At 67.6% G+C, this 18,847-nt stretch carries 16 protein-coding genes; 13 read left to right on the top strand and 3 right to left on the bottom strand.

The annotated features are described in order from the left end of the window. Nucleotides 1–62 precede the first annotated feature (62 nt). The 4 genes from HPY83_09130 to HPY83_09145 are packed head-to-tail and all read left to right on the top strand — an operon-like array spanning nt 63 to nt 3,790. Entirely contained in the window at nt 63–638 is a 576-nt protein-coding gene (locus HPY83_09130; protein ID NPV08111.1) for a sigma-70 family RNA polymerase sigma factor, read from the top strand. Next, nucleotides 625–1,920: a hypothetical protein gene (locus HPY83_09135; protein NPV08112.1), complete on the top strand. Its 1,296-nt coding sequence runs from the start codon at nt 625–627 to the stop codon at nt 1,918–1,920. The genes HPY83_09130 and HPY83_09135 overlap by 14 nt, the downstream gene beginning before the upstream one ends. Beyond that, nucleotides 1,824–2,966 (top strand): hypothetical protein, encoded by a 1,143-nt coding sequence (locus tag HPY83_09140; protein NPV08113.1) that lies wholly within the window; start codon nt 1,824–1,826, stop codon nt 2,964–2,966. Before HPY83_09135 ends, HPY83_09140 begins: the two co-directional genes overlap by 97 nt. Beyond that, nucleotides 2,963–3,790 carry a hypothetical protein gene (locus HPY83_09145; protein NPV08114.1) on the top strand — a complete coding sequence of 276 codons (828 nt, stop codon included), beginning with the start codon at nt 2,963–2,965 and terminating at the stop codon, nt 3,788–3,790. The genes HPY83_09140 and HPY83_09145 overlap by 4 nt, the downstream gene beginning before the upstream one ends. 104 nt (nt 3,791–3,894) lie before the next feature. Here HPY83_09145 and HPY83_09150 read toward each other — a convergent pair whose 3' ends face one another. Further along, nucleotides 3,895–4,968 carry a hypothetical protein gene (locus HPY83_09150; protein ID NPV08115.1) on the bottom strand — a complete coding sequence of 358 codons (1,074 nt, stop codon included), beginning with the start codon at nt 4,966–4,968 and terminating at the stop codon, nt 3,895–3,897. 271 nt (nt 4,969–5,239) lie between these two features. Beyond that, nucleotides 5,240–6,142 carry a formate transporter FocA gene (locus HPY83_09155; protein ID NPV08116.1) on the bottom strand — a complete coding sequence of 301 codons (903 nt, stop codon included), beginning with the start codon at nt 6,140–6,142 and terminating at the stop codon, nt 5,240–5,242. Nucleotides 6,143–6,568: 426 nt separating this feature from the next. Between HPY83_09155 and HPY83_09160 the strand changes: the two genes are divergently transcribed. The 9 genes from HPY83_09160 (at nt 6,569) to tal (ending at nt 15,753) form a co-directional block, all read left to right on the top strand. Then, nucleotides 6,569–7,147, top strand: a complete 579-nt coding sequence (locus HPY83_09160; protein NPV08117.1) for a 4Fe-4S dicluster domain-containing protein — start codon at nt 6,569–6,571, stop codon at nt 7,145–7,147. Continuing rightward, nucleotides 7,144–8,028: a CoB--CoM heterodisulfide reductase iron-sulfur subunit B family protein gene (locus tag HPY83_09165; protein ID NPV08118.1), complete on the top strand. Its 885-nt coding sequence runs from the start codon at nt 7,144–7,146 to the stop codon at nt 8,026–8,028. Before HPY83_09160 ends, HPY83_09165 begins: the two co-directional genes overlap by 4 nt. Beyond that, the gene (locus HPY83_09170; GenBank protein NPV08119.1) at nt 8,025–8,351 is read left to right on the top strand and encodes a hypothetical protein; all 327 of its coding nucleotides are present in this window, start codon (nt 8,025–8,027) and stop codon (nt 8,349–8,351) included. Before HPY83_09165 ends, HPY83_09170 begins: the two co-directional genes overlap by 4 nt. Nucleotides 8,352–8,376: 25 nt before the next feature. Then, nucleotides 8,377–10,332, top strand: coding sequence for a CoB--CoM heterodisulfide reductase iron-sulfur subunit A family protein (locus HPY83_09175; GenBank protein NPV08120.1), 1,956 nt, complete (start codon nt 8,377–8,379; stop codon nt 10,330–10,332). Nucleotides 10,333–10,461: 129 nt separating this feature from the next. Beyond that, on the top strand, nt 10,462–10,935 hold the full coding sequence (locus tag HPY83_09180) for a hydrogenase iron-sulfur subunit (GenBank protein NPV08121.1): 474 nt from the start codon (nt 10,462–10,464) through the stop codon (nt 10,933–10,935). A 26-nt stretch (nt 10,936–10,961) separates the two neighbouring features. Further along, nucleotides 10,962–11,780, top strand: a complete 819-nt coding sequence (locus tag HPY83_09185; GenBank protein ID NPV08122.1) for a hypothetical protein — start codon at nt 10,962–10,964, stop codon at nt 11,778–11,780. 66 nt (nt 11,781–11,846) lie between these two features. Further along, complete coding sequence (locus tag HPY83_09190; GenBank protein NPV08123.1) at nt 11,847–11,990, top strand: hypothetical protein; 144 nt, start codon at nt 11,847–11,849, stop codon at nt 11,988–11,990. Between the two features lie 491 nt (nt 11,991–12,481). Further along, on the top strand, nt 12,482–14,527 hold the full coding sequence (fdhF, locus tag HPY83_09195; protein ID NPV08124.1) for a formate dehydrogenase subunit alpha: 2,046 nt from the start codon (nt 12,482–12,484) through the stop codon (nt 14,525–14,527). A gap of 128 nt (nt 14,528–14,655) precedes the next feature. Further along, the gene (tal, locus tag HPY83_09200; GenBank protein ID NPV08125.1) at nt 14,656–15,753 is read left to right on the top strand and encodes a transaldolase; all 1,098 of its coding nucleotides are present in this window, start codon (nt 14,656–14,658) and stop codon (nt 15,751–15,753) included. A gap of 115 nt (nt 15,754–15,868) precedes the next feature. On the opposite strand, the gene HPY83_09205 is transcribed toward tal, so the two are convergent. Further along, nucleotides 15,869–18,583: a hypothetical protein gene (locus HPY83_09205; GenBank protein NPV08126.1), complete on the bottom strand. Its 2,715-nt coding sequence runs from the start codon at nt 18,581–18,583 to the stop codon at nt 15,869–15,871. Nucleotides 18,584–18,847 lie beyond the last annotated feature (264 nt).

An 18,847-nucleotide genomic window follows, 5' to 3' on the forward strand; every position in this document is an offset into this window, starting at 1 on the left:
TGCCCCGATATAACCCATAGAGAAGCCCTGCAAGCTGCGGCGCGGCGCCGAGAGGGGAACCGATGCCGAGTCTCTCACTGGCCCAACAAGGGGCCACGACCTCCGAGCCGGAGGACGCACGGCTGGTACAGGCAGCCCAGCGCGATCGGGCCGCCTTCGCCGACCTGTACGATCGTTACGTGGCCCGCGTCTACCGCTACCTCTACAGCCGCATCGGCGACGTGCACGAGACTGAGGACGCCACCGCCCAGGTTTTCACCGAGGCGCTGGCCGGGCTGGATGGCTACCGGGAGCAGGGGCGGTTCGCCCCCTGGCTATTCAGCATCGCCCGCCGGCGCGCCGCCGATCATCACCGTCGGCGGCAGCACGCTCCCCTGTGCGATGCCCTGACGTGTCCCAGCGATGACGACCCTCTGGCGACGCTGGTGCACGAGGAGGACCTGCGACGCCTGGCCGGCCTGCTGCGCGAGCTAGATGAGGAGGCGCAGGAGCTGCTGCGCCTGCGCTACGCCGCCGGACTGACCTATGGCGAGATCGGCCGGCTGGTGGGCCGCAGTGAGGATGCTGTCAAGATGGCTATTCACCGGCTGCTGCGCCGGCTGCACCGATCCTGGGAGTTGAGCGATGGTCCCAAGTGAGATGAACGACAGGGGCATACAGGCTACCGAGGAGGCTCTGGCTCGGCTGTTCGCTGCCGCCGAACCGGACCGCGAGTTTCTGCGAGCCCTGAGGGAGCGGCTGTTGACTAAGGGGGAGGGTGCGGCTGAGCCTGTCAGGCCGCCATCGCCGCCAAGGCAGCTGAGGGGGCTTGGCGCCCGTCTGGGAGCCTTCCTCGAGCGCCACGCCTGGGTTCCGGCGGCGCTGGCGCTCGCCCTCGTGCTGGCCCTGGCGGTGGCGCTGGGAGGGCCGGCCCAGGTGCTGGCCGAACTGGGCCGGCTGCCGGGCTACTTCTTCGGCATCGGCTTCGTGGACCTGACCGATACCCGGGCCCTTCCGGCCCCCGTGTCCGTTACCCGCGAGGGCGTCACGCTCACCGTGGAACAGGTGCTAGCCCAGCCGAACCGCACCGTCGTCCGTATCCGGGCTGAGGGGCTTCCTCCCCTGGCGGACGAGTCTCTGGCCGACGGCGATCCCGGCTTTCTCCTCCGGCTGCCGGACGGCAGCACCTTGGCCCCCACGGGGTGGAGAGCCCGCCGGGGCGAGGCCACCGTGGACTTCCCGCCCCTGCCGGCCGACGTGTACCGGGTGGACCTGCTGGTGGAGCGCCTTCCCATCGTGCTGCCCGGGACGGCGCCCGAGAACTGGAAGGTGGCTCTGGGACTGCACCCCACGAGCGGAGAGATGATGGGGGCCGGCTATACTGCCCCGTACACACCTGAGGACGCGACCGACAGCCACCACGGTGTCACCCTGCGCCTGCTGGAGGTGGCCCAGGGCCCCGAGAGCACCGCCCTCAACCTGCAGGTGAGCTGGCCGGACCCGGAGTGGCGCTTCCCCCGCCTGGGCTACGAGAGGACTGCCACCCTGCGGGACGACCTCGGCCACGTCTACTACGAGGGCGCCGGCCCCTCTGCCGCCAGCCTTGCGGCAGAGAGACAGGTGGCGGTGGCCATCGAAAGCCACGTCATCGAGCTCGGCGCTGCTCCCACACCGACGCCGCAACCCGGCAGCGAGATGTGCACCCTTACCTTCGGCCCGGTGTCGCCCGCGGCCAGCCGGCTGACGCTGATCGTAGACTCCATCGCCTTCAACGTCCCCCTCGAAGCCGAGTCACCCTCGACCTGGGCGACGACCCCCAGCTGGGTCAGGAGTGGCCCCTGGATGTGTGGCTGGACGTGGCCGGGCTGCCCCTGCACGTCACGGGAGCGCGCCTGCAGCAGAACAACTACACGGGGGAGAACGAGCCCCCCTTCGCTCTAGCCCTCTTCACCGACCCCTTCCCCCGAACCGACGACCGCAGCCTGGTCGCCGTATCTTTCAGTGCCGCTGCTGAAGGCTACCGTGGCAGCCGGGGGAACTTCGATCCCCAGAGTCGAATCGGGCAGACCAGCCTGCTGTTCGACACCCCGCCCCGCGGCATCGTCACCATCGAGGTCGGTGGCCCCGGGTTCGGGGCTCAGGTGAGCCTCCACGGCCCCTGGGAGATCACCTGGGCCGTGCCCGGAGGGCCGCCCGTGCCCATGGAGCCGGTATCGCTTAGGCCGGGTGCCTCGCAGGAGCGCAACGGATTGACCCTCCGGGTGGAACGGGTGGACCTGACCGATCGGCTCACCGCCGTCACCCTAGGTATGGATCCGGGACCGGACGATGAGACCCTGGTGGGGGCCTCGGCCCGCCTGCCCGGCAGCGACGGCGTTGACCTCTATCACCTGACCGACGAGCGCGGCAACCGCTACGACCCCGGCGTGGCCCTGGCCTGGGAGCCGGCCGATGGCCCCGACTTCGACCCCCATCGGCTCCTCTTCCCGCCGCTGGCGCCTCTGGCGGGGCGGGTCACCTTCCACGTTCCGGCCATCGTGGTCCTGAGGCCCGCTGCCGCCTCCTTCGAGGTGACCGTCCCGCAGGGCGCTGAAGAGGAGGGGCCGTGGCCGGTGGACGTGGCCCTGTCGGTGGGAGGCTACCCGCTCCGCTTCACCGAGGCTCGGCTGCAGTACCAGCTTCTGGTCCTCAGCGCCGCGCTGGGGGACAACGGAGAACGGGACGGACGCCTGCTGGCCGGGTTGTCCTTCACTTCGGTGACCGGGCCGGACGGAGTGGCGCGTCCCCTGGCCACGGACGCCGCCCTGGTCGAGCAGTTCGGACAGGTGGTCACTCCCGAGGGGGCGGGCGAGCCGCTGTTTCTGGTCGGCTTCAGCGCCGGGGCCGGTGGCGGGCCCATTCGGCCGGGCACCTACCGGGTGCAGGTGACCGGGGTCAACGAGGCCGTGCCGGGGCCGTGGGAGCTGACCTGGGAGATGCCGCAGTGAGCGCCATCGCGGAAGCCACTGGGCCGGCCCGGCGGAGGGCAGCGCCCACCTCAGGGGGACGCCTGTGGGTGAGTATCCTGGCGCTGGCCGTCACCGGCCTGCTCTTCGGCCAGTCCTACGTCCTCCTGCCGTTACTGAGCCTGGCCCAGCGGCTCGACCTCCACGGGCTCCTGATGGGGGGTGCCCTGCCTTGGCTGGTGGGGCTGCTGCGCCTGCCCCAGATCGTCTTCTTCGGCAGCCTGGCCGGGTACCTGCTGGCGAGCCTGGTGACGGTGGCTCTGCTGCTGGCGGCCCTGGTCTGGGGCCGGCCGGGCCCAGCAGGCAGGGTCGTGCTGGCGCTGGGATTGCTGGCGGTGGCCGCCTTCCCCTGGCTGAGCCGCTACCGTCCGGCGCTGGGCCCCGCCTCCGGCTACCGGATGCAGCTGGCCACCGCGCCGGGGCTGCTGGAGGGCGTGATCAAACAGACGCAGGTAGCGCGCGAGATCAGGCCTTGCCGGTACTCTCTGCTGGGGTGGAGCCAGGAGGGCGTCCTATACTACCAGGGCACCTGCGCGGGGAAGGAGCCCCAGGTGTGGGCGTACGACCCAGTCGTGGCCCAGGGAAGGGCTATCGCCATCGCTCCCGCGGCCCTGGTGCAGCAGCCACCGGTAGTCTCGCCCCTGGAACAGGTGCGGGCGTCGGTGTACCCCCGGGCCCTGGAGCCTTCGGTTAGGCGCCTGGCCCTGCATGGCTCCGCCCTGACGTCTCCGGACGGGCGCTGGCTGGCGTTGGTTGCCGGGCACCTCTACGGCCCCGAGGACGTGCTGGTACTAGAACACAGATGACGCCAATGGTGCGTTGATCTCCGCTGATGGCGCCCGCCTGCCCCGTCGCCTGATCGGCGTGAATTAGCGTGACATCAGCGCCATCAGCGTGCCACCGTCATCCTCTACAGGTCCAGCGGCGGCAGCCCGAACATGTCCCGGTACGTCTCGATCACCGCCAGGTAGTTGCGCAAGGGCACGCTGGCGGTGATGGCGTTGCTGGCGCAGAGGATGTGACCACCGCTCCCCCTCCCCTTCTCCAGGCACTCCCGAGTATGCCGCTTCACCTCATCTGGGGTGGCGAAGCTCAGGATGTTGCCCGGGTCCAGGTTGCCGTAGAAGGTGATCCGATCGCCGTAGGCCGCCTTGAGCCGGCCCAGGTCCATCCCCGCGTGCAGGTCTATCTCCAGGTACCCATCCACCTCGCAGCCCACCAGGAAATCCTCGATCACCGGCCACAGGTCGCCGTCGCTGGCGTTCACCGCCCAGCCGCCCAGTTCGTGCACCCGGCGGGACACCGTGCGCACCTCGGGCATGATGAACTCGCGGTAGGCCCGGGGAGAGATGAGGGGCCGCGTGCCGGCGAAATCGCCGCCCACGCCGTACTGGTCCACCCCCACCTGAGCATAGCCTTCCACCAGCGCCAGCGCCCGCCGGGTGGCCAGAGCGAAGTGGCGATGAGCCACCTCCGGAGCCAGCAGCATGGTCTGCATCAAGTCCACGTCGGTCCAGACGCCGTGGGCATACGCCGGGGCCAGGACGGGCAGGTCAATCCCCCGCCGGTCCATCTCTTCCTTGACGCAGACGTAGATGAAGAACCGGTCGTCGTTGGCGGGCGCGGCGAGGTCCCGCTCGGTTGCCTCGTTCCGCAGCCTGACTCGCTCCACCGGATCGTCGGGCAACTCGGGAGAGGGAACGTCGGAGGCCGGCTCCAGGGCATGGCGGGAGCCGGTGGAGTAGACGTAGAGCATGTCGTGGTCCAGAAGCTGGGCCAGGTCCAGCCGATCTGCTGCCACCCGGCGCACCGCCCCCTCCCAGCCCAGCTCCCGCAGCAGGCCACGCCAGTGAACGGGGTCGCCGCCGTAGGGTCGGCCCAGGAGCTGATCGGCCAGCGGGGCGAGGAGGACGTACTCGAAGATGGGAGTGCGGTCGGGCTCGCGGTGCTGCAGAGCAGCCTCGACTCGCTCGCGAGAGGTCATGCGCCACCCCCAGGTCGCCCGGCGACGGGCGAGTCGCGACGGTTCAATGGCAGCGCTCTCCCGCCGGTGCTCAGCGATCTCACCTCAGAGCCTCCCAGCAGCCCGCCGGGCCTAAAGTGACCACACCCTCATCGTTCTTCCTCTCCTGCAACCGGCGCACCGGACGCGCACAGACATCCCAGCGGCCACCGGGCTACCTGCTGCCAGACGCCCAGCGGGTCAGCGAACAGGTAGCGCTCGGTGAGCCGGAGGACACCTCTGCCCTGTCCCGTCAGCGGCTGTGTTGTCTGGCCGGCACCGCCCCTACCGCGGCAGGCCCTTTCTGGCGCCGCACTCTGGCCGGGCGCAGGTAGATGGACCAGTAGGCCAAGCCAACCATCACCGAGCCGCCGATGATGTTGCCGATGGTCACTGGAAGCAGGTTAACGAACAGAAAGTTGGTCAGGGTGAGGTGAGGGAACTCCGAGGCCGCCACGCCTGCCGCTGCCAGGAAGGCGGCGTCGCTCTTGATCAGCAGCCCCACAGGGATGAAGTACATGTTGGCCACGCTGTGCTCGAAGCCGCTGGCGACAAAGGCGCTGATGGGGAAGATGGTGGCCAGAATCTTGTCGGTAGTCGAATGGCCCCCCATGATCAGCCAGACGGCGATGCACACCAGGGCGTTGCAGAGCATGCCCAGGGCGATCGCCTGCACCAGCCCCAGCGAGCACTTGGCCTCGGCGATGCGCAGGGCCTGCAGCCCAACCGCGGTGCCGCCGCCAAAGTGGTAGCGAGCCAAGACCACCAGGACAGCGGTGATCACCGAGCCGAAGAAGTTCCCGGCGTAGACCAGACCCCAGTTGCGCAGTAGCCTGCGCGTGGTGACCCGGCCGCTAGCCCAGGCCATGATGATCAGGTTGTTGCCGGTGAACAGCTCGGCTCCGGCGACCACGACCAAGATCAGGCCCAGACAGAAGGCGAGACCAACTAGCAGACGTGCTACACCGAAAGGCAGAGCGCTGCTGCCGGTGGCCACGGTGGTGCTGAAGACCGCACCCATGGAGATGAAGCCACCGGCCAGAGTGGCCAGGCCCAGAGTGGTGATCGCATCGAGCGCAGTACGGGCCTCCCCCGTTACCTCCGCCCGCTCGGCGATCTCCCTCGGCAATAGGGCATCAAAAGGATTCTCGGCCATCCGACCTCCTACGACGAGGCACTGAGTGGCACCACCTCCGCGTGGTGCCGCTGGCCGCGCCGGGCGTCAGCAGGACAGCCCAGAGAGATAGCTCAGTCACGCGGGCGCGGCCCAGCATCGCCAGGCGCAGCAATAGCCTCTCTTCAGGCACTGGTGATGCAGGAAGCCCGACCAGTCGCCGGCCAGGCTGCAGTTATCGCGAAGCGTTGGCCGCGCCCCAACTCCGGGCGCCGAGCGCACCCGGCACGGCAGCGATCTCATGCTAGCAGGTCCCCGGCGGGACTGCAAAAGATTGTGCCTGGAGGAGCGATCGGAGGGACGTACAGGCTCTGCTGTTTGACAAAAAGCAGGCCGCCGTCGAAAATGCTACTGATCCTATCCGGATTAGCCGGTTCTGCCGACGTCTGTGAGGCCGCGGAGACGCCCGTGAGACAGCAATCGGTGGTGGACTTGGCCGCCCTACGACAAGAGCCCGACCTGGTGGACCGAATCTCGTCTCGCGGACGCGAGATCCACCGCTGCCTGCAATGTGGCACCTGCAGCGCCTCCTGTCCCGCGGCGGCAGCCATGGACGTCACTCCCCGGATCATGTGGCGCATGGTGCACTTGGGCATGACGGACGAGGTGCTACAGAGCAAGACCATGTGGCTCTGTAGCCTGTGCTACCAGTGCCAGGTTCGTTGCCCCCGAGGCATTCCTCTCACGGAGCTGATCACCAGCCTCAAGGAACTGGCGCTCGAGAGAGGCCTCGTCTCCTCGCGGGAGAGCGGCGCCTTCTACCGCTCCTTCGCCCACGTCATGCGTCGCTACGGCCGCATGCGCGAGTTCGAGTTCATGGCCCGCTACCTGCTGGCAGCCAACCCCCTTAAGGCAGCCAACTTCGCTCCCCTGGGGCTCACCCTCTTCCGGCGAGGGAAGGTCCGGCCGGAGGTGCCCGCGTTTGGGGGCGAGGGGCGTCTGGACCGCCTTTTCCAACGGGTGGCGGAACTGGAGGCAGCTCCGTGAGGTACCTTCTCTACCCCGGCTGCTCGGCCGAGGGATCGGCCCTCGAGTATCTCAAGTCCACCCTGGCCGTCATGCGGGTGTTGGATGTGGAGCTCCAGGAACTGGACGACTGGACCTGCTGCGGTGCCAGCGTGGCCCCGGTGATGAGCGAGCTCCTGGGCCTAGTGCTGCCCGCCCGCAACCTGGCTCTGGCCGAACGGGACGGCGCGGGCCTCGACGTGTTGACCATCTGTAGCGCCTGCTACACCAACTTCCGCCGCACCGATGCGGCTGCCGCCAAACCGGCGACGTTGAAGAAGATTAACCAGGCTCTGGAGGTGGAGGGACTCACCTACCGGGGCAAGGCGCGGGCCCGCCATCTGTTGGATGTGCTGGCCAACGATATCGGCGCCGATGCCATCGCCGCCCGGGTGCGCCGGCCCCTCACGGGGCTCACCGTGGCCCCCTACTACGGCTGCCAGACCGTGCGTCCCTACAGCCCCTTCGACGACGACGAACGCCCTACCTCCATGAACGCCATCCTGGAAGCACTGGGAGTGGCCGTCCACCACCATGCCCGCCAGGCGTACTGCTGCGGCACTTCCCTTATGGTGACCAAGCCGGAGGTGGCGCAGCCCATGGTGGGAGCGATTCTGGAGGCGTGCAGCCCGGCCGACTGCATCGTCACCGTTTGCCCTATGTGCCACATGAACCTAGACAGCTACCAGGAGGCAGCTTCGCGCGCGGTGGGAGGACCCTTCAGAGTGCCGGTGCTGTTTCTGCCCCAACTGTTGGGCCTGGCCTTCGGCCTGCCCCAGGCGGAGATGATGTTCCACCGACACGTGGTGCCGGTGGCCCCGGCCCTGGCCCGGCTGGTGCAGCCGGAGGTACAGACCGCGTGATGGGCAAGGCCGCACCGGAGGGCGACGTGCACCATGTCGGGCGGCCCCACGACGACGGACGGGGGTTACCCCATGAGCAGCGTAGCGAAGGCTCTCGACCAGCGGCCTGGAGATGCTTCACTTCGTTCAGCATGACACAAGGGGCGCTCGGCATGACGCAAGAGCCGCTCAACGTCATGCAAGGGGCGCTCGGCATGACGCAAGAGCCGCTCAACGTCATGCAAGGGGCGCTCGGCAGGGCACAGGAGCCGCTCAGCGTGATGCAAGGGGCGCTCGGCAGGGCACAGGAGCCGTTCAACGTGATGCAAGGGGCGTTCGGCTGAGCCGTCTTGAGAGGAGTCTGACCTTATGGAACAGCCGCGCATAGGAGTCTACGTGTGCGAGTGCGGCGTGAATATCGCTGCCACCGTGGACGTACCGGCGGTGGTGGCGATGGCTGCCGATCTGCCGGGGGTAGTGGTGGCCCGTCAGCACAAGTACACCTGCTCCGACCCGGGCCAGCAGATGATACAGCAGGACATCAAGGAGTTGGGGCTGAATCGGGTGGTGGTAGCTTCCTGCAGCCCCCGTATGCACGAGCCCACCTTCCAGCGGGCGGTGGCCGCTGCCGGCCTCAACCCCTACTACTTCGAGATGGCCAACATCCGGGAACACGTCTCCTGGGTCATCCAGGACAAGGAGGCCGCCACAGAGAAAGCCAAGCGGCTGGTGCGCGCCGCCGTGGCCCGGGTGAGGTTGCACGCCCCGCTCGAGGCGCGCGAGGCGCCCGTCAACCAGACCGCTCTGGTGATAGGGGGAGGCATCGCCGGCATTCAGACAGCCCTCTCCATCGCCGATTCCGGCTATCGCGTCTACCTGGTGGAGAAGGAACCGTCCATCGGCGGGCGCATGGCCCAGCTAGACAAGACCATCCCCACCCTGGACTGCAGTACCTGAATACTCGGTCCAAAGATGATGGATGCCGGTCGGCATCGAGACATCACTCTACTGACCTACAGCCAGGTGGAAGCCGTCTCCGGTTACGTAGGCAACTTCACCGTCAAGGTGCGCAAGCGGGCCCGCTCGGTGAATGAAGAGCTGTGCACCGGCTGCGGGCTGTGCCAGGAGAGGTGCCCGCGCCAGGTGGTGGACGAGGTCTTCGAGGCCGGGATGGGCAAGAGGAAGGCCATCTACCGACCCTCGGCTCAGGCCGTCCCCAACATCCCGGTGATAGACCGAGAGAACTGCCTCTACTTCACCCGAGGCCGTTGCCGAATCTGTGAGAGGACTTGCCCCATCGGGGCCATTGACTACGAGCAGGAGGACCAGATCCTCGAGCTGCAGGTGGGGGCCATCGTGGTGGCCACGGGGCTGGGCATGTGGGACCCCAGGAAGCTGCCCCAGTACTCCTATGGCCTCTCGCCCAACATCCTCACCGGCATCCAGTTCGAGCGGCTTACCAGCGCCGGAGGCCCCACCAGCGGCAAGCTGGTCACCGCCGAGGGCAGAGTGCCGGAGGCGGTCGCCATATTCCATTGCGTGGGCAGCCGTGACGAGAACGCCCACAATTACTGCTCCCGTATATGCTGCATGTACGCCCTGAAGCACGCCCATCAGATCCGCGACAAGACCGGTGCCCAGGTGTACAGCTTCTACATGGACATCCGCGCCTTCGGCAAGGCCTACGACGAGTATTACACCCGGGTGCAGGAAGAGGGGGTGGTCTTCGTCCGCGGCCGGGGCGCGGAGGTACAGGTCCTGCCCGACGGCAAGCTCCGGGTGAGAGCGGAGGACACCGACCTGGGACGGCTGGTGCAGGTGGACGTAGACATGGTGGTCCTGGCCACCGCCGTCGAAGCTCAGCCCGATGCTGGCGACCTGGCCAAGCTCCTGGGGCTGAGCTTCACCCCGGACGGCTTCTTCGCCGAAGCCCACCCCAAGCTACGTCCGGTGGAGACGAACACGGGCGGCGTGTTCCTGGCGGGGAGCTGCCAGGCACCGCGCGACGTCCTGGACACGGTGGCCCACGCCGGAGCCGCTGCCATGGAGGTGGTGCGCCTGTTCAACCGGGGACGGGTGACCATCGCCCCTACCGTGGCCCAGGTGGAGGTGTCCAGGTGCGTGGGCTGCGGCGACTGCGTGCTGGTTTGTCCGTACAGCGCCATCCTCCTGAATGCCGAGGGCAAGGCCGAGGTCAACCCGGCTCTGTGTCAGGGGTGCGGCACCTGCGACGCTGCCTGCCCCGCCGGGGCTATCACCTCGCTGCACTTCACGGACGAGGAGATCGTGGCCCAGATCGAGGGGCTACTGGCAGAGCCGGCGTGATGTCAGTTGGTAGCGCCGGCTCGGCACAGGTTCAGGGCAGGCACGGTGGCCGGCCCCTGCAGCAGTCGAATGGATGGGGCCTCGTAGGGGCGGACCACCGCGTCCGCCCTCTCGACCGAGGATGACGGGATGAGTGAGATGTCAACCGCAACCAAAGGCGCGACTGGGCCCGAGACGGCAGAGTCTACCCCGTTCGAGCCCCGCATCGTCGCCTTCATGTGCAACTGGTGTTCCTACGCCGGGGCGGACAACGCCGGCGTCGCTCGCATACCCTCCCCCGCCAACATCCTGCCCATCCGGATGATGTGCTCCGGGAGGGTCTCCCCTGAGATGATACTGCGGGCTTTCCGGCAGGGAGCGGACGGGGTCCTGGTGCTGGCCTGTCATATCGGCGACTGCCATTACTCCACCGGCAACCACCGCACCGCCAAGCGGATGCCCGTCCTGCGCCGCATCCTGGGATACGTTGGGATCAACCCCGATCGCCTGGAGCTGGATTATGTCTCCTCGGCGGAGGCGACCCGCTACGCCCAGGTCACCACGGCGTTCGTGGAGCGCATCCGCGCCCTAGGACCGGCGGCACTGGAGACACAGGACGGGTAGCGTGGAGGGCGTCCGGGAGGAAGCAATTGTCGCAGGAGACTGACACCCGCGCTCGGGCGGCGGAGAAGCTGCCCGAGCTAGACGGCATTCTGGCCGTGCGGCGGACGGTGGAAGGAGCGGCCCCTTACCTCTTCCGACCGGGGGACGACCTCACCGGTCTGGTGCTGGAGCCGCGCTACCCTCTGGCATCCATTGTCGCCCTGCTCCAGCGGCGCCACCCGGAGGCACGGCTGGGGGTGGTGGCTCGGGGGTGTGACGTCCGGGCTCTGGTGGAGATGGCCAAGCGCCATCAGGTAGATCCGGACCGCCTGTACCTTCTCGGCGTGGCCTGCACCTCCGAGGAGGCCGAGGAGTGCTACTGCCCCGATCCGGCGCCGCGCCTGGAAGGCTGGCCCGAGGGGGAACTGCTGGGCGAGAGAGTACCTGGAGCCGGCCCGCACCCGCTGGTGGCCCGGTACGACGAGATGGCGCTCGAGGAGCGCCGGGAGTTCTGGCAGGAGCAGTTCCGCAAGTGCATTAAGTGCTACGGCTGCCGCAACATCTGCCCGGAGTGCTTCTGCGAAGCCTGTGCCCTGGAGAACCCACTGTGGGTGGAACCGGGGATGCTGGCCCCGCCCTTCCCCACCTTCCACCTCATCCGGGCCATGCACATGGCCAACCGCTGCGTGGGCTGTCGCCAGTGTGAGCTCACCTGCCCCGCTCATATCCCTCTGACCGTGCTCTACGACTTGATCCGCCAGGACGTGGCCCAGCTGCTGGACTACGAGCCGGGCGCCGACCTCGAGGCGCCGCCACCGCTCTCGCTCACCCTCACCGACGCCCCACTGCGAGGAGAGCACCATTGAGCCCCAGTCCGCACAGTGAAGCACAATACGAGATGCAACTCATTGATCGCGCGATAAGGAGCAACTGTGGCCCGTCTGCGGCATGTGGTTCAGGCGGTGATCTACCCGGACGAAGAGGCCGGCTACGTGGCCGGGTGCCTCGATCTAGCGGTGGTCACCCAGGGAGACGCCCTGAACGAGACGGTGCGCAACCTGCGACAGGCGGTCTAGCTCTACCCGGAGGGAGACGACGTGCCCGAATTCCGGTTGGCGTCCTCGGTGTCCGTCGGCGCACAGATAGAGCTGACCGCCGGAGCGCGATGTTTCCCAGTGAAGCTGCGCGGCCGGGATGTGCCGGCGCGCACTCCACGCCCGGCCGTGGGGGCAGGGCTTTCCCAAAGCCGAGCCAGGGTTGGGCGAGCTGCCATCTGGCGCGGGCCAGGAACCACCACCGGCCAGCCAGCAGACGCGGAACAGAGGCGATGCAGCGCCCGATAGCGCCCAGACTGGCTCCGATAGTCATCTCTGCTCGCCTGCCGCAGGACTCTGAGAGCGCCCTAGCCGTAGGGGCGAACCTCGTGTTCGCCCGCAGTGTTCTGCGGGAGTCATCTCTGCTGGCCTGCCGCAGGACTCTGAGAGCGCCCTAGCCGTAGGGGCGAACCTCGTGTTCGCCCGTAGCGCCCTGGTCGGACTGAGCGACCGTAAGGAGAGGCAGCGTTAGCATGGAATACCGGAACGTACTCACCGCCTGTCCCTATTGCGGCTCTGGCTGCCAGCTCTACCTGCAAGTGCTGGACGGTGAACTCGTCGGCGTCCTCCCCGCCAAGGAAGACCCCATCAGCCGCGGTCGGATGTGCATCAAGGGCTGGAACGCCGCCGCCTTCGTCCGTCATTCCGAGCGCCTGAAGGCGCCCCTCATCCGCCAGGGCGATTCCCTGGTGGAAGCCTCCTGGGAGGAGGCCCTGGGCCTAGTGGCGGAGCGACTGGCCGCCGCGCGGGACGACTCCGGTCCAGACAGCGTGGGCTTCTTCACCTCGGCCAAGTGCACCAACGAAGAGAACTACCTGCTGCAGAAACTGGCTCGCGCCGTCATCAAGACCAACAATGTGGATCACTGCGCCCGGCTTTGACACGCCCCCACAGTGGCCGGTCTGGCCGCAGCGTGCGGCAGTGGGGCGATGACCAACTCCGTGCCTGAGTTCAGCACCGAGACGCAGTGCTTCCTCATAACCGGCTCCAACACCACCGAGGCCCATCCTCTGGTGGCCAGCCATGTGCTGTCGGGACGGGAGCGAGGCGCCAAGGTGATCGTGGTGGACCCGCGTCGGGCCCAGATCGCCCGCCTGGCCGACATCTACCTCCAGCCTCACCCTGGAACCGACGTGGCCTGGATCAACGGCATGATGAACGTCATCATCGCCGAGGGGCTGGCCGACGAGAGCTTCATCGCCGAGCGCACCGAGGGGTTCGAGGAACTCAAGCAGACGGTGGCGGAGTACACCCCCGAGCGGGTGGAGGAGATCGCCGGCATCCCCGCCGATAGCCTACGGGAGGCGGCCCGCCTCTATGCCCGAAGCAAGCCAGCCGCCATCCTCTACGCCATGGGCATCACCCAGCACACCACCGGCACCGACAACGTCAAGTCCATCGCCAACCTGGCCCTGCTCACCGGCAACCTGGGCCTGCCCGGCGGCGGCGTAAACCCGCTGAGGGGTCAGAACAACGTCCAGGGGGCCTGCGACGTGGGCGGGCTGCCCAATGTGTACACCGGCTATCAGCGGGTGGACCAGCCCGAGGTCAGGGCCAAGTTCGAGCAGGCCTGGGGCGTCGAAGGCCTGTCCGAGCGGGTAGGCCTCACCGCAACGGAAATGACCACGGCCGCCGCCAAGGGATCGCTTCGCGCCCTCTATATCATGGGCGAGAACCCGATGCTCTCCGACCCGGACAGCCACCACACCCGGCATTGTCTGGAGCAGCTAGACTTCCTGGTGGTGCAGGACATCTTCCTCACCGAGACCGCCCAACTGGCGGACGTGGTGCTGCCCGGGGCTCCTTTCGCCGAGAAGGACGGCACCTTCACCAGCACCGACCGGCGCCTCCTGCGCGTGCGCCGGGCGATCGAGCCTCTGGGTCAGGCCAGACCGGACTGGCAGATCATCTGCTCGGTGGCTCAGGCGATGGGCGCGTCCGGGTTCGACTTCGGCTCCCCAGCGGAGGTAATGGAGGAGATCGCTCGCCTTACCCCCAGCTACGCTGGCGTGTCCTACGATCGGCTGGATAAGGAGGGGTTCCTTCAGTGGCCCGTTCCTGCCGCCGACCATCCCGGCACTCCTATCCTCCACCAGGGGCGGTTCGCCCGTGGGCTGGGCCGCTTTCACCCGGTCCGATTCCAGGAGGCAGCCGAACTGCCGGACGAGGAATACCCTCTGACCCTCACCACCGGCCGGCTGATGTTCCAGTATCACACCGGCTCCATGTCCCGACGGTCGGAGAAACTGGAGCAGGAAGCGAAGGAGCCCTACCTGGAGATACACCCCGACGACGCCCGGGCCATCGGCCTGAACGGTCAGCGGCGAGTGAAGGTGGCTAGCCGCCGGGGCCAGATCGAGCTACAGGCTCAGCTCACTCGGCGGGTGAAGCCGGGGGTGGTGTTCATCCCCTTCCACTTCGCCGAGGCGGCGGCTAACGTACTCACCCACGCTGCCCTCGATCCCGTGGCCAAGATCCCCGAGTTCAAAGTCTGCGCCGTGCGGGTGGAGCCGGCGTAGCAGGTGGGATAGAATAGAACGCTGATTGCGCTGATACCACGCTGATCGGAAAGCGAATACAGAGAGGGATCAGCGAGAATCAACGTAGTATCAGCGTGGTCAGCGTTCTGTTCTTCAGGAGGGCTACCGTGACCAAGATGCAGCAGCTGGCCGAGCTGGGCCAGTCCGTGTGGCTGGATTTCATAAGGAGGTCGCTCATCGCCTCCGGTGAGCTGCAGCGGCTCATCGAGCGGGGCCTGCGGGGCATGACCTCCAACCCCAGCATCTTCGCCAAGGCCATCGGCGGCAGCGACGACTACGACGACCAGCTCCGCCGCCTGGCCGCCAGCGACATGCCCCTCATGGACCTCTACGAGGCCCTGGCCATCGAGGACATCCGGGCCGCGGCCGACCTTTTCCGGCCGCTGTACGACCGCACCGACGGGCGAGACGGCTACGTCAGCCTGGAGGCCGATCCGCGGCTGGCCGACGACACCGATGGCACCCTCAAAGAGGTGCGGCACCTGTGGGCCACGGTGGACCGGCCCAACCTCATGGTCAAGGTGCCCGCCACCGCGGCCGGCATCCCCGCCATTCGCACCTTGATCGCTGAAGGGATCAACATCAACGTGACCCTCATGTTCTCCCTGGCCCACTACGATGCCGTGGCCGAGGCTTACATCTCGGGGCTGGAAGACCTGGCAGAGCGAGGGGGGGACCTGGCTCGGGTGGCGTCGGTGGCCTCCTTCTTCGTCAGCCGGGTGGATACGGCGGTGGACCGCGAGCTGGAGAGGATCGGGAACACCGACCTGCAGGGCAAGATCGCGGTGGCCAACGCCAGGCTGGCCTATGCCCGCTTCCGAGAGACCTTCTCCGGGGAGCGCTGGGAGAGGCTGGCGGGCCGCGGGGCCCGGGTGCAGCGGCCTCTGTGGGGCAGCACCAGCACCAAGAACCCCAGCTACCCGGACACCAAGTACGTGGACGAGCTCATCGGCCCGAACACGGTCAACACCATCCCGCCGGAGACCCTGCAGGCTTTCGAGGACCACGGCAAGGTGGCCTTGACCCTGGAGAAGGGAGTGGACGAGGCTCGGGAGCGGGTGCGGCGCCTGAGCGAGATGGGCATTGACCTGGACGCCATCACCGAGGAGCTGCAGCGGGACGGGGTGAAGGCCTTCGCCGACTCCTTCGAGGACTTGCTGCAGGCTATCGAGGCCAAGCGGGAGAAGATAGGCGCGGGTGGCTGAATGGGGTACGCAGATAACGCTGATGGTACGCTGATCTCCGCTGATCCTCCTTTCGTTTCTTCCTTGTGATCAGCGTGAATCAGCGTACCATCAGCGCTGATCAGCGTTCCATTCCCTAGAACTCCAGCCCTACCGTGACCACCTGCTTGGGGCCGGCCTCGACCGTTACCGCAGTGCCCCTCTTGGTCACTCGGCCGGCGTCGCCCGGTCCCTCGGCCAGATTCAGCAGACGAGCCCGGGAGACCTTGCGCCAGAGCCGGATGCGCTCCGTCTGCGCCTCCTCGGTAGGATTCCACAGGCGCACCACCAGACCGCTGCCGTCCTCGGCCGGCTTGAGCGCCGAGAGCACCAGCGTGCCCCGCTCCTGCTCCAGGTAGCTGATCTGCGGCCGCTCGCTTCCCGTCATGGGCGGGAAGCCGGAGGGAAGCAGCCCCGTCTGGCGCACCATGAGCCCCGCCTGGAGGGCCGCCAGTTCGCGCAGCGCCTCGATGCGGGGCAGTTCCCCGGCGAAGGGCATGAGGGCGTAGCGGTAGGCGCGGGTGCCCAGCTCCAGGCCATCGCGCTCACCGGTGGTGCCCACCGTGCGGCCATAGGAGCGCAGCAGCGTCACCTGCATGGTACGGCGGGCGTCGTCCTGCACCCCGCCTTCGTGCAGCCCCCCGGCCGAGAGAAAGGCCAGCCCCCGGTTGCCGGCGCCCACCGCCTGGAGGCCCTGGAAAGGCTTCTCGGCGATCTCCGGCTCCTGCCAGTCCGCGGTCTCCGGCTCGAGGGCGATGTCGCGTTCCAGCACGTCATAGGGTTGGTGGGCCAACCAGGTCTTGGCCTGAGGGACGTCGGTGGGCAAGAGGAGCCGCAGCCGGTGGTCCTCCACGTTATTGTCCACCACCGTCTCCACCTCGACGGTGCGGGCCCCTCGGCGCAGGCTGATGAAGCTGGTGAGGCGAAGCTCGGCCCGGCCGTCGGAGCGCTTCTCCCTATGCCAGTCGTAGCGTTCGGGCAGGCTCATGGCGGTCTCGATGCGGAAGGTGACCATCTCGGGTCCGTCGTTCATCACCGATATCTGAGCCTGAGAGCCGGTCGAAAGGGCGATTTCGTCGTTGACGGTGTCGCCGTGGAACCAGCCGTCACCGATCTCGCTGCGGTCCTCGAAGGTGAGCAAGTCGGTGTAGATCTCGCCTGATGCCTTGTGGGTGAGGGTGACGGTCCCGTTGGATTCGACGTAGAGGGCCAGGTGTTCGTTCTCGGCGCTGTTGGGGCCGGTGCGCAGGGAGCCCATGCGCCGGACGGGCCGCTCGCTGGGCTTGACCAGTAGCGAGGTGAAGCCCAGGGCGGGCAGGTCCACCTCAGCGGCCACGGTGTAGCGGGTGTGCTCCGGGTCGCCCACGAAGGCGGGAAGAGCGTAGCGCGAGCGCGAGGAGGTCCTGGGGTCGAGACTCAGTCGCTGATAGGGCACTTCGTTGCCATCGGCGTCCTGCAGCTGGAAGGACTTGACGTCCTGGGAGCGGAAGCCCTCCTTGAACGAGGTAGGATAGTCCAGGGGCAGGTCCACATCGAAGACCACCACCTCGCGGCGGGCCACGGGGAGGGGGTTGGCGATGGTGAGGGTGAACTCGTGCTCCTTCCGGGCGATATCGGCGCAGCCCGCGGTCAGGAACCCGTAGGCCTGGTGTCGCAGTTGCAGCGCCAGGACGCGGGCCTGGTCGAAGCGGTACATCATGTCCCGGTGGACCTGGTCCACCGAGCAACCGCAGATGCTGTCGTGGGCGTGGTTGAGCAGTACGTTCTCCCAGGCGATGCGCAGGAACCGCTCCGGGATGCCGGCGCCCTGGAGGTTGGCCAGCCCCACCCAGGGCTCGGCCCACCGCTCCAGCAGCATCAGGCATTCGTCGTTGGCCTGCTTCATCTGCACCCGCGAGGAGACGCAGTTGGGGATGAGCCAGAGGTAGGGAGCGGGGCCCTTGCTGGGCTCGCGACGCTCGCCCCGCTTCAGGGGCAGGTCGGTCGCCTTCTGTTCCGCCTCCCGGAAGAAGTCCGGCAGGGCGGAGTGGATCGCATCTATCTCAGGCATGGCCTGGTGGAGTAGGCGCAAGTAGCGGGCGGCGTCGGTGGCCGGGGGCATGTGATCCAGCGCGTCCATGAGGCACAGCACCGGGGCATTGGAGCGGCTGATCTCGTGGCCCACGTACCGGCGCATGCTCTCCTTGGCCTCGGCCTCCACTTGGGGATCGTTCGGGTCGGTGGCGTTCTCCAGCACCCGGCGCGACCCCACGAAGGCGCCGTAGCCCATGTAGTCCTGGAGCTTGAAGGTGAAGACCCGGCTGCCATCGGGGGCCTCCCAGGTGAAGAAGGCGGGGGTGGTGTGCTCGTTGGTGCCCCGACCGAGGACGCAGTATGGCAGGCCGAAGCCCCGGTAGATCTGGGGCATCTGAGAAGGATGTCCGAACATGTCGCAGGTGTAGGCCACGCCCATGGGCTCCACGCCCCACTCGTGGCTGATGCGCTGGCCCAGGAGCAGGTTGCGCACCAGGGCCTCGTCGTCGCCGGGGCAGAAGAGGTCGGGCATGGTGAACCAGGGGCCGATGAGGATGCGGCCCTCGGAGATGAGGCGCTGGAGCCGATCGCGGTTCTCGGGTCGGACCTCGAGGTAGTCGGCCAGGACGCAGGTCTGACCGTCCAGGTGGAAGTAGCGGAAGTCGGTGCTGGTCTCCATGAGATCGAGGAGCTGATCGAGGATCTGCACCAGGAGGAAGCGGTACTCCTGGAAGGGTCGGTACCACTCCCGGTCCCAGTGGGTGCCGGAGATGTAGTGGGCGGAATAGCGGTCGGTCATGGCGCGCCCCCTCGTGTTAGTGCGGGTTGGGGGGAGTGTAGCACAAGGGGAAGGGGTCGGGGAGAGAGCGAGATGTGCACGGGGTGAATCCGCCTGCCGGAGACGCATAGCGGCCCTTCCGGATTCCGCCGGCACGACGACACCGTACCTGGCGCTAGAAGCCGGGGGTGAAAGGCCTACAACCGGGCGTTGGCCGCTGGGCCCGGCTCTACTGTGTCCGCCTTCCCCGATGCCCGGTGACACAGCCAGCCGCTCCACCGAAAG

The organism is Anaerolineae bacterium (genome assembly GCA_013178015.1).
GTDB lineage: Bacteria > Chloroflexota > Anaerolineae > DRVO01 > DRVO01 > Ch71.

Bases quoted from the DNA above. Each gene is read 5' to 3' on its own strand.
- HPY83_09180 (NPV08121.1), top strand. From the start codon at position 10,462: ATGAGTGAGATGTCAACCGCAACCAAAGGCGCGACTGGGCCCGAGACG.
- HPY83_09150 (NPV08115.1), bottom strand. From the start codon at position 4,968: ATGACCTCTCGCGAGCGAGTCGAGGCTGCTCTGCAGCACCGCGAGCCC.
- HPY83_09130 (NPV08111.1), top strand. From the start codon at position 63: ATGCCGAGTCTCTCACTGGCCCAACAAGGGGCCACGACCTCCGAGCCG.
- HPY83_09155 (NPV08116.1), bottom strand. From the start codon at position 6,142: ATGGCCGAGAATCCTTTTGATGCCCTATTGCCGAGGGAGATCGCCGAG.
- HPY83_09135 (NPV08112.1), top strand. From the start codon at position 625: ATGGTCCCAAGTGAGATGAACGACAGGGGCATACAGGCTACCGAGGAG.
- HPY83_09205 (NPV08126.1), bottom strand. From the start codon at position 18,583: ATGACCGACCGCTATTCCGCCCACTACATCTCCGGCACCCACTGGGAC.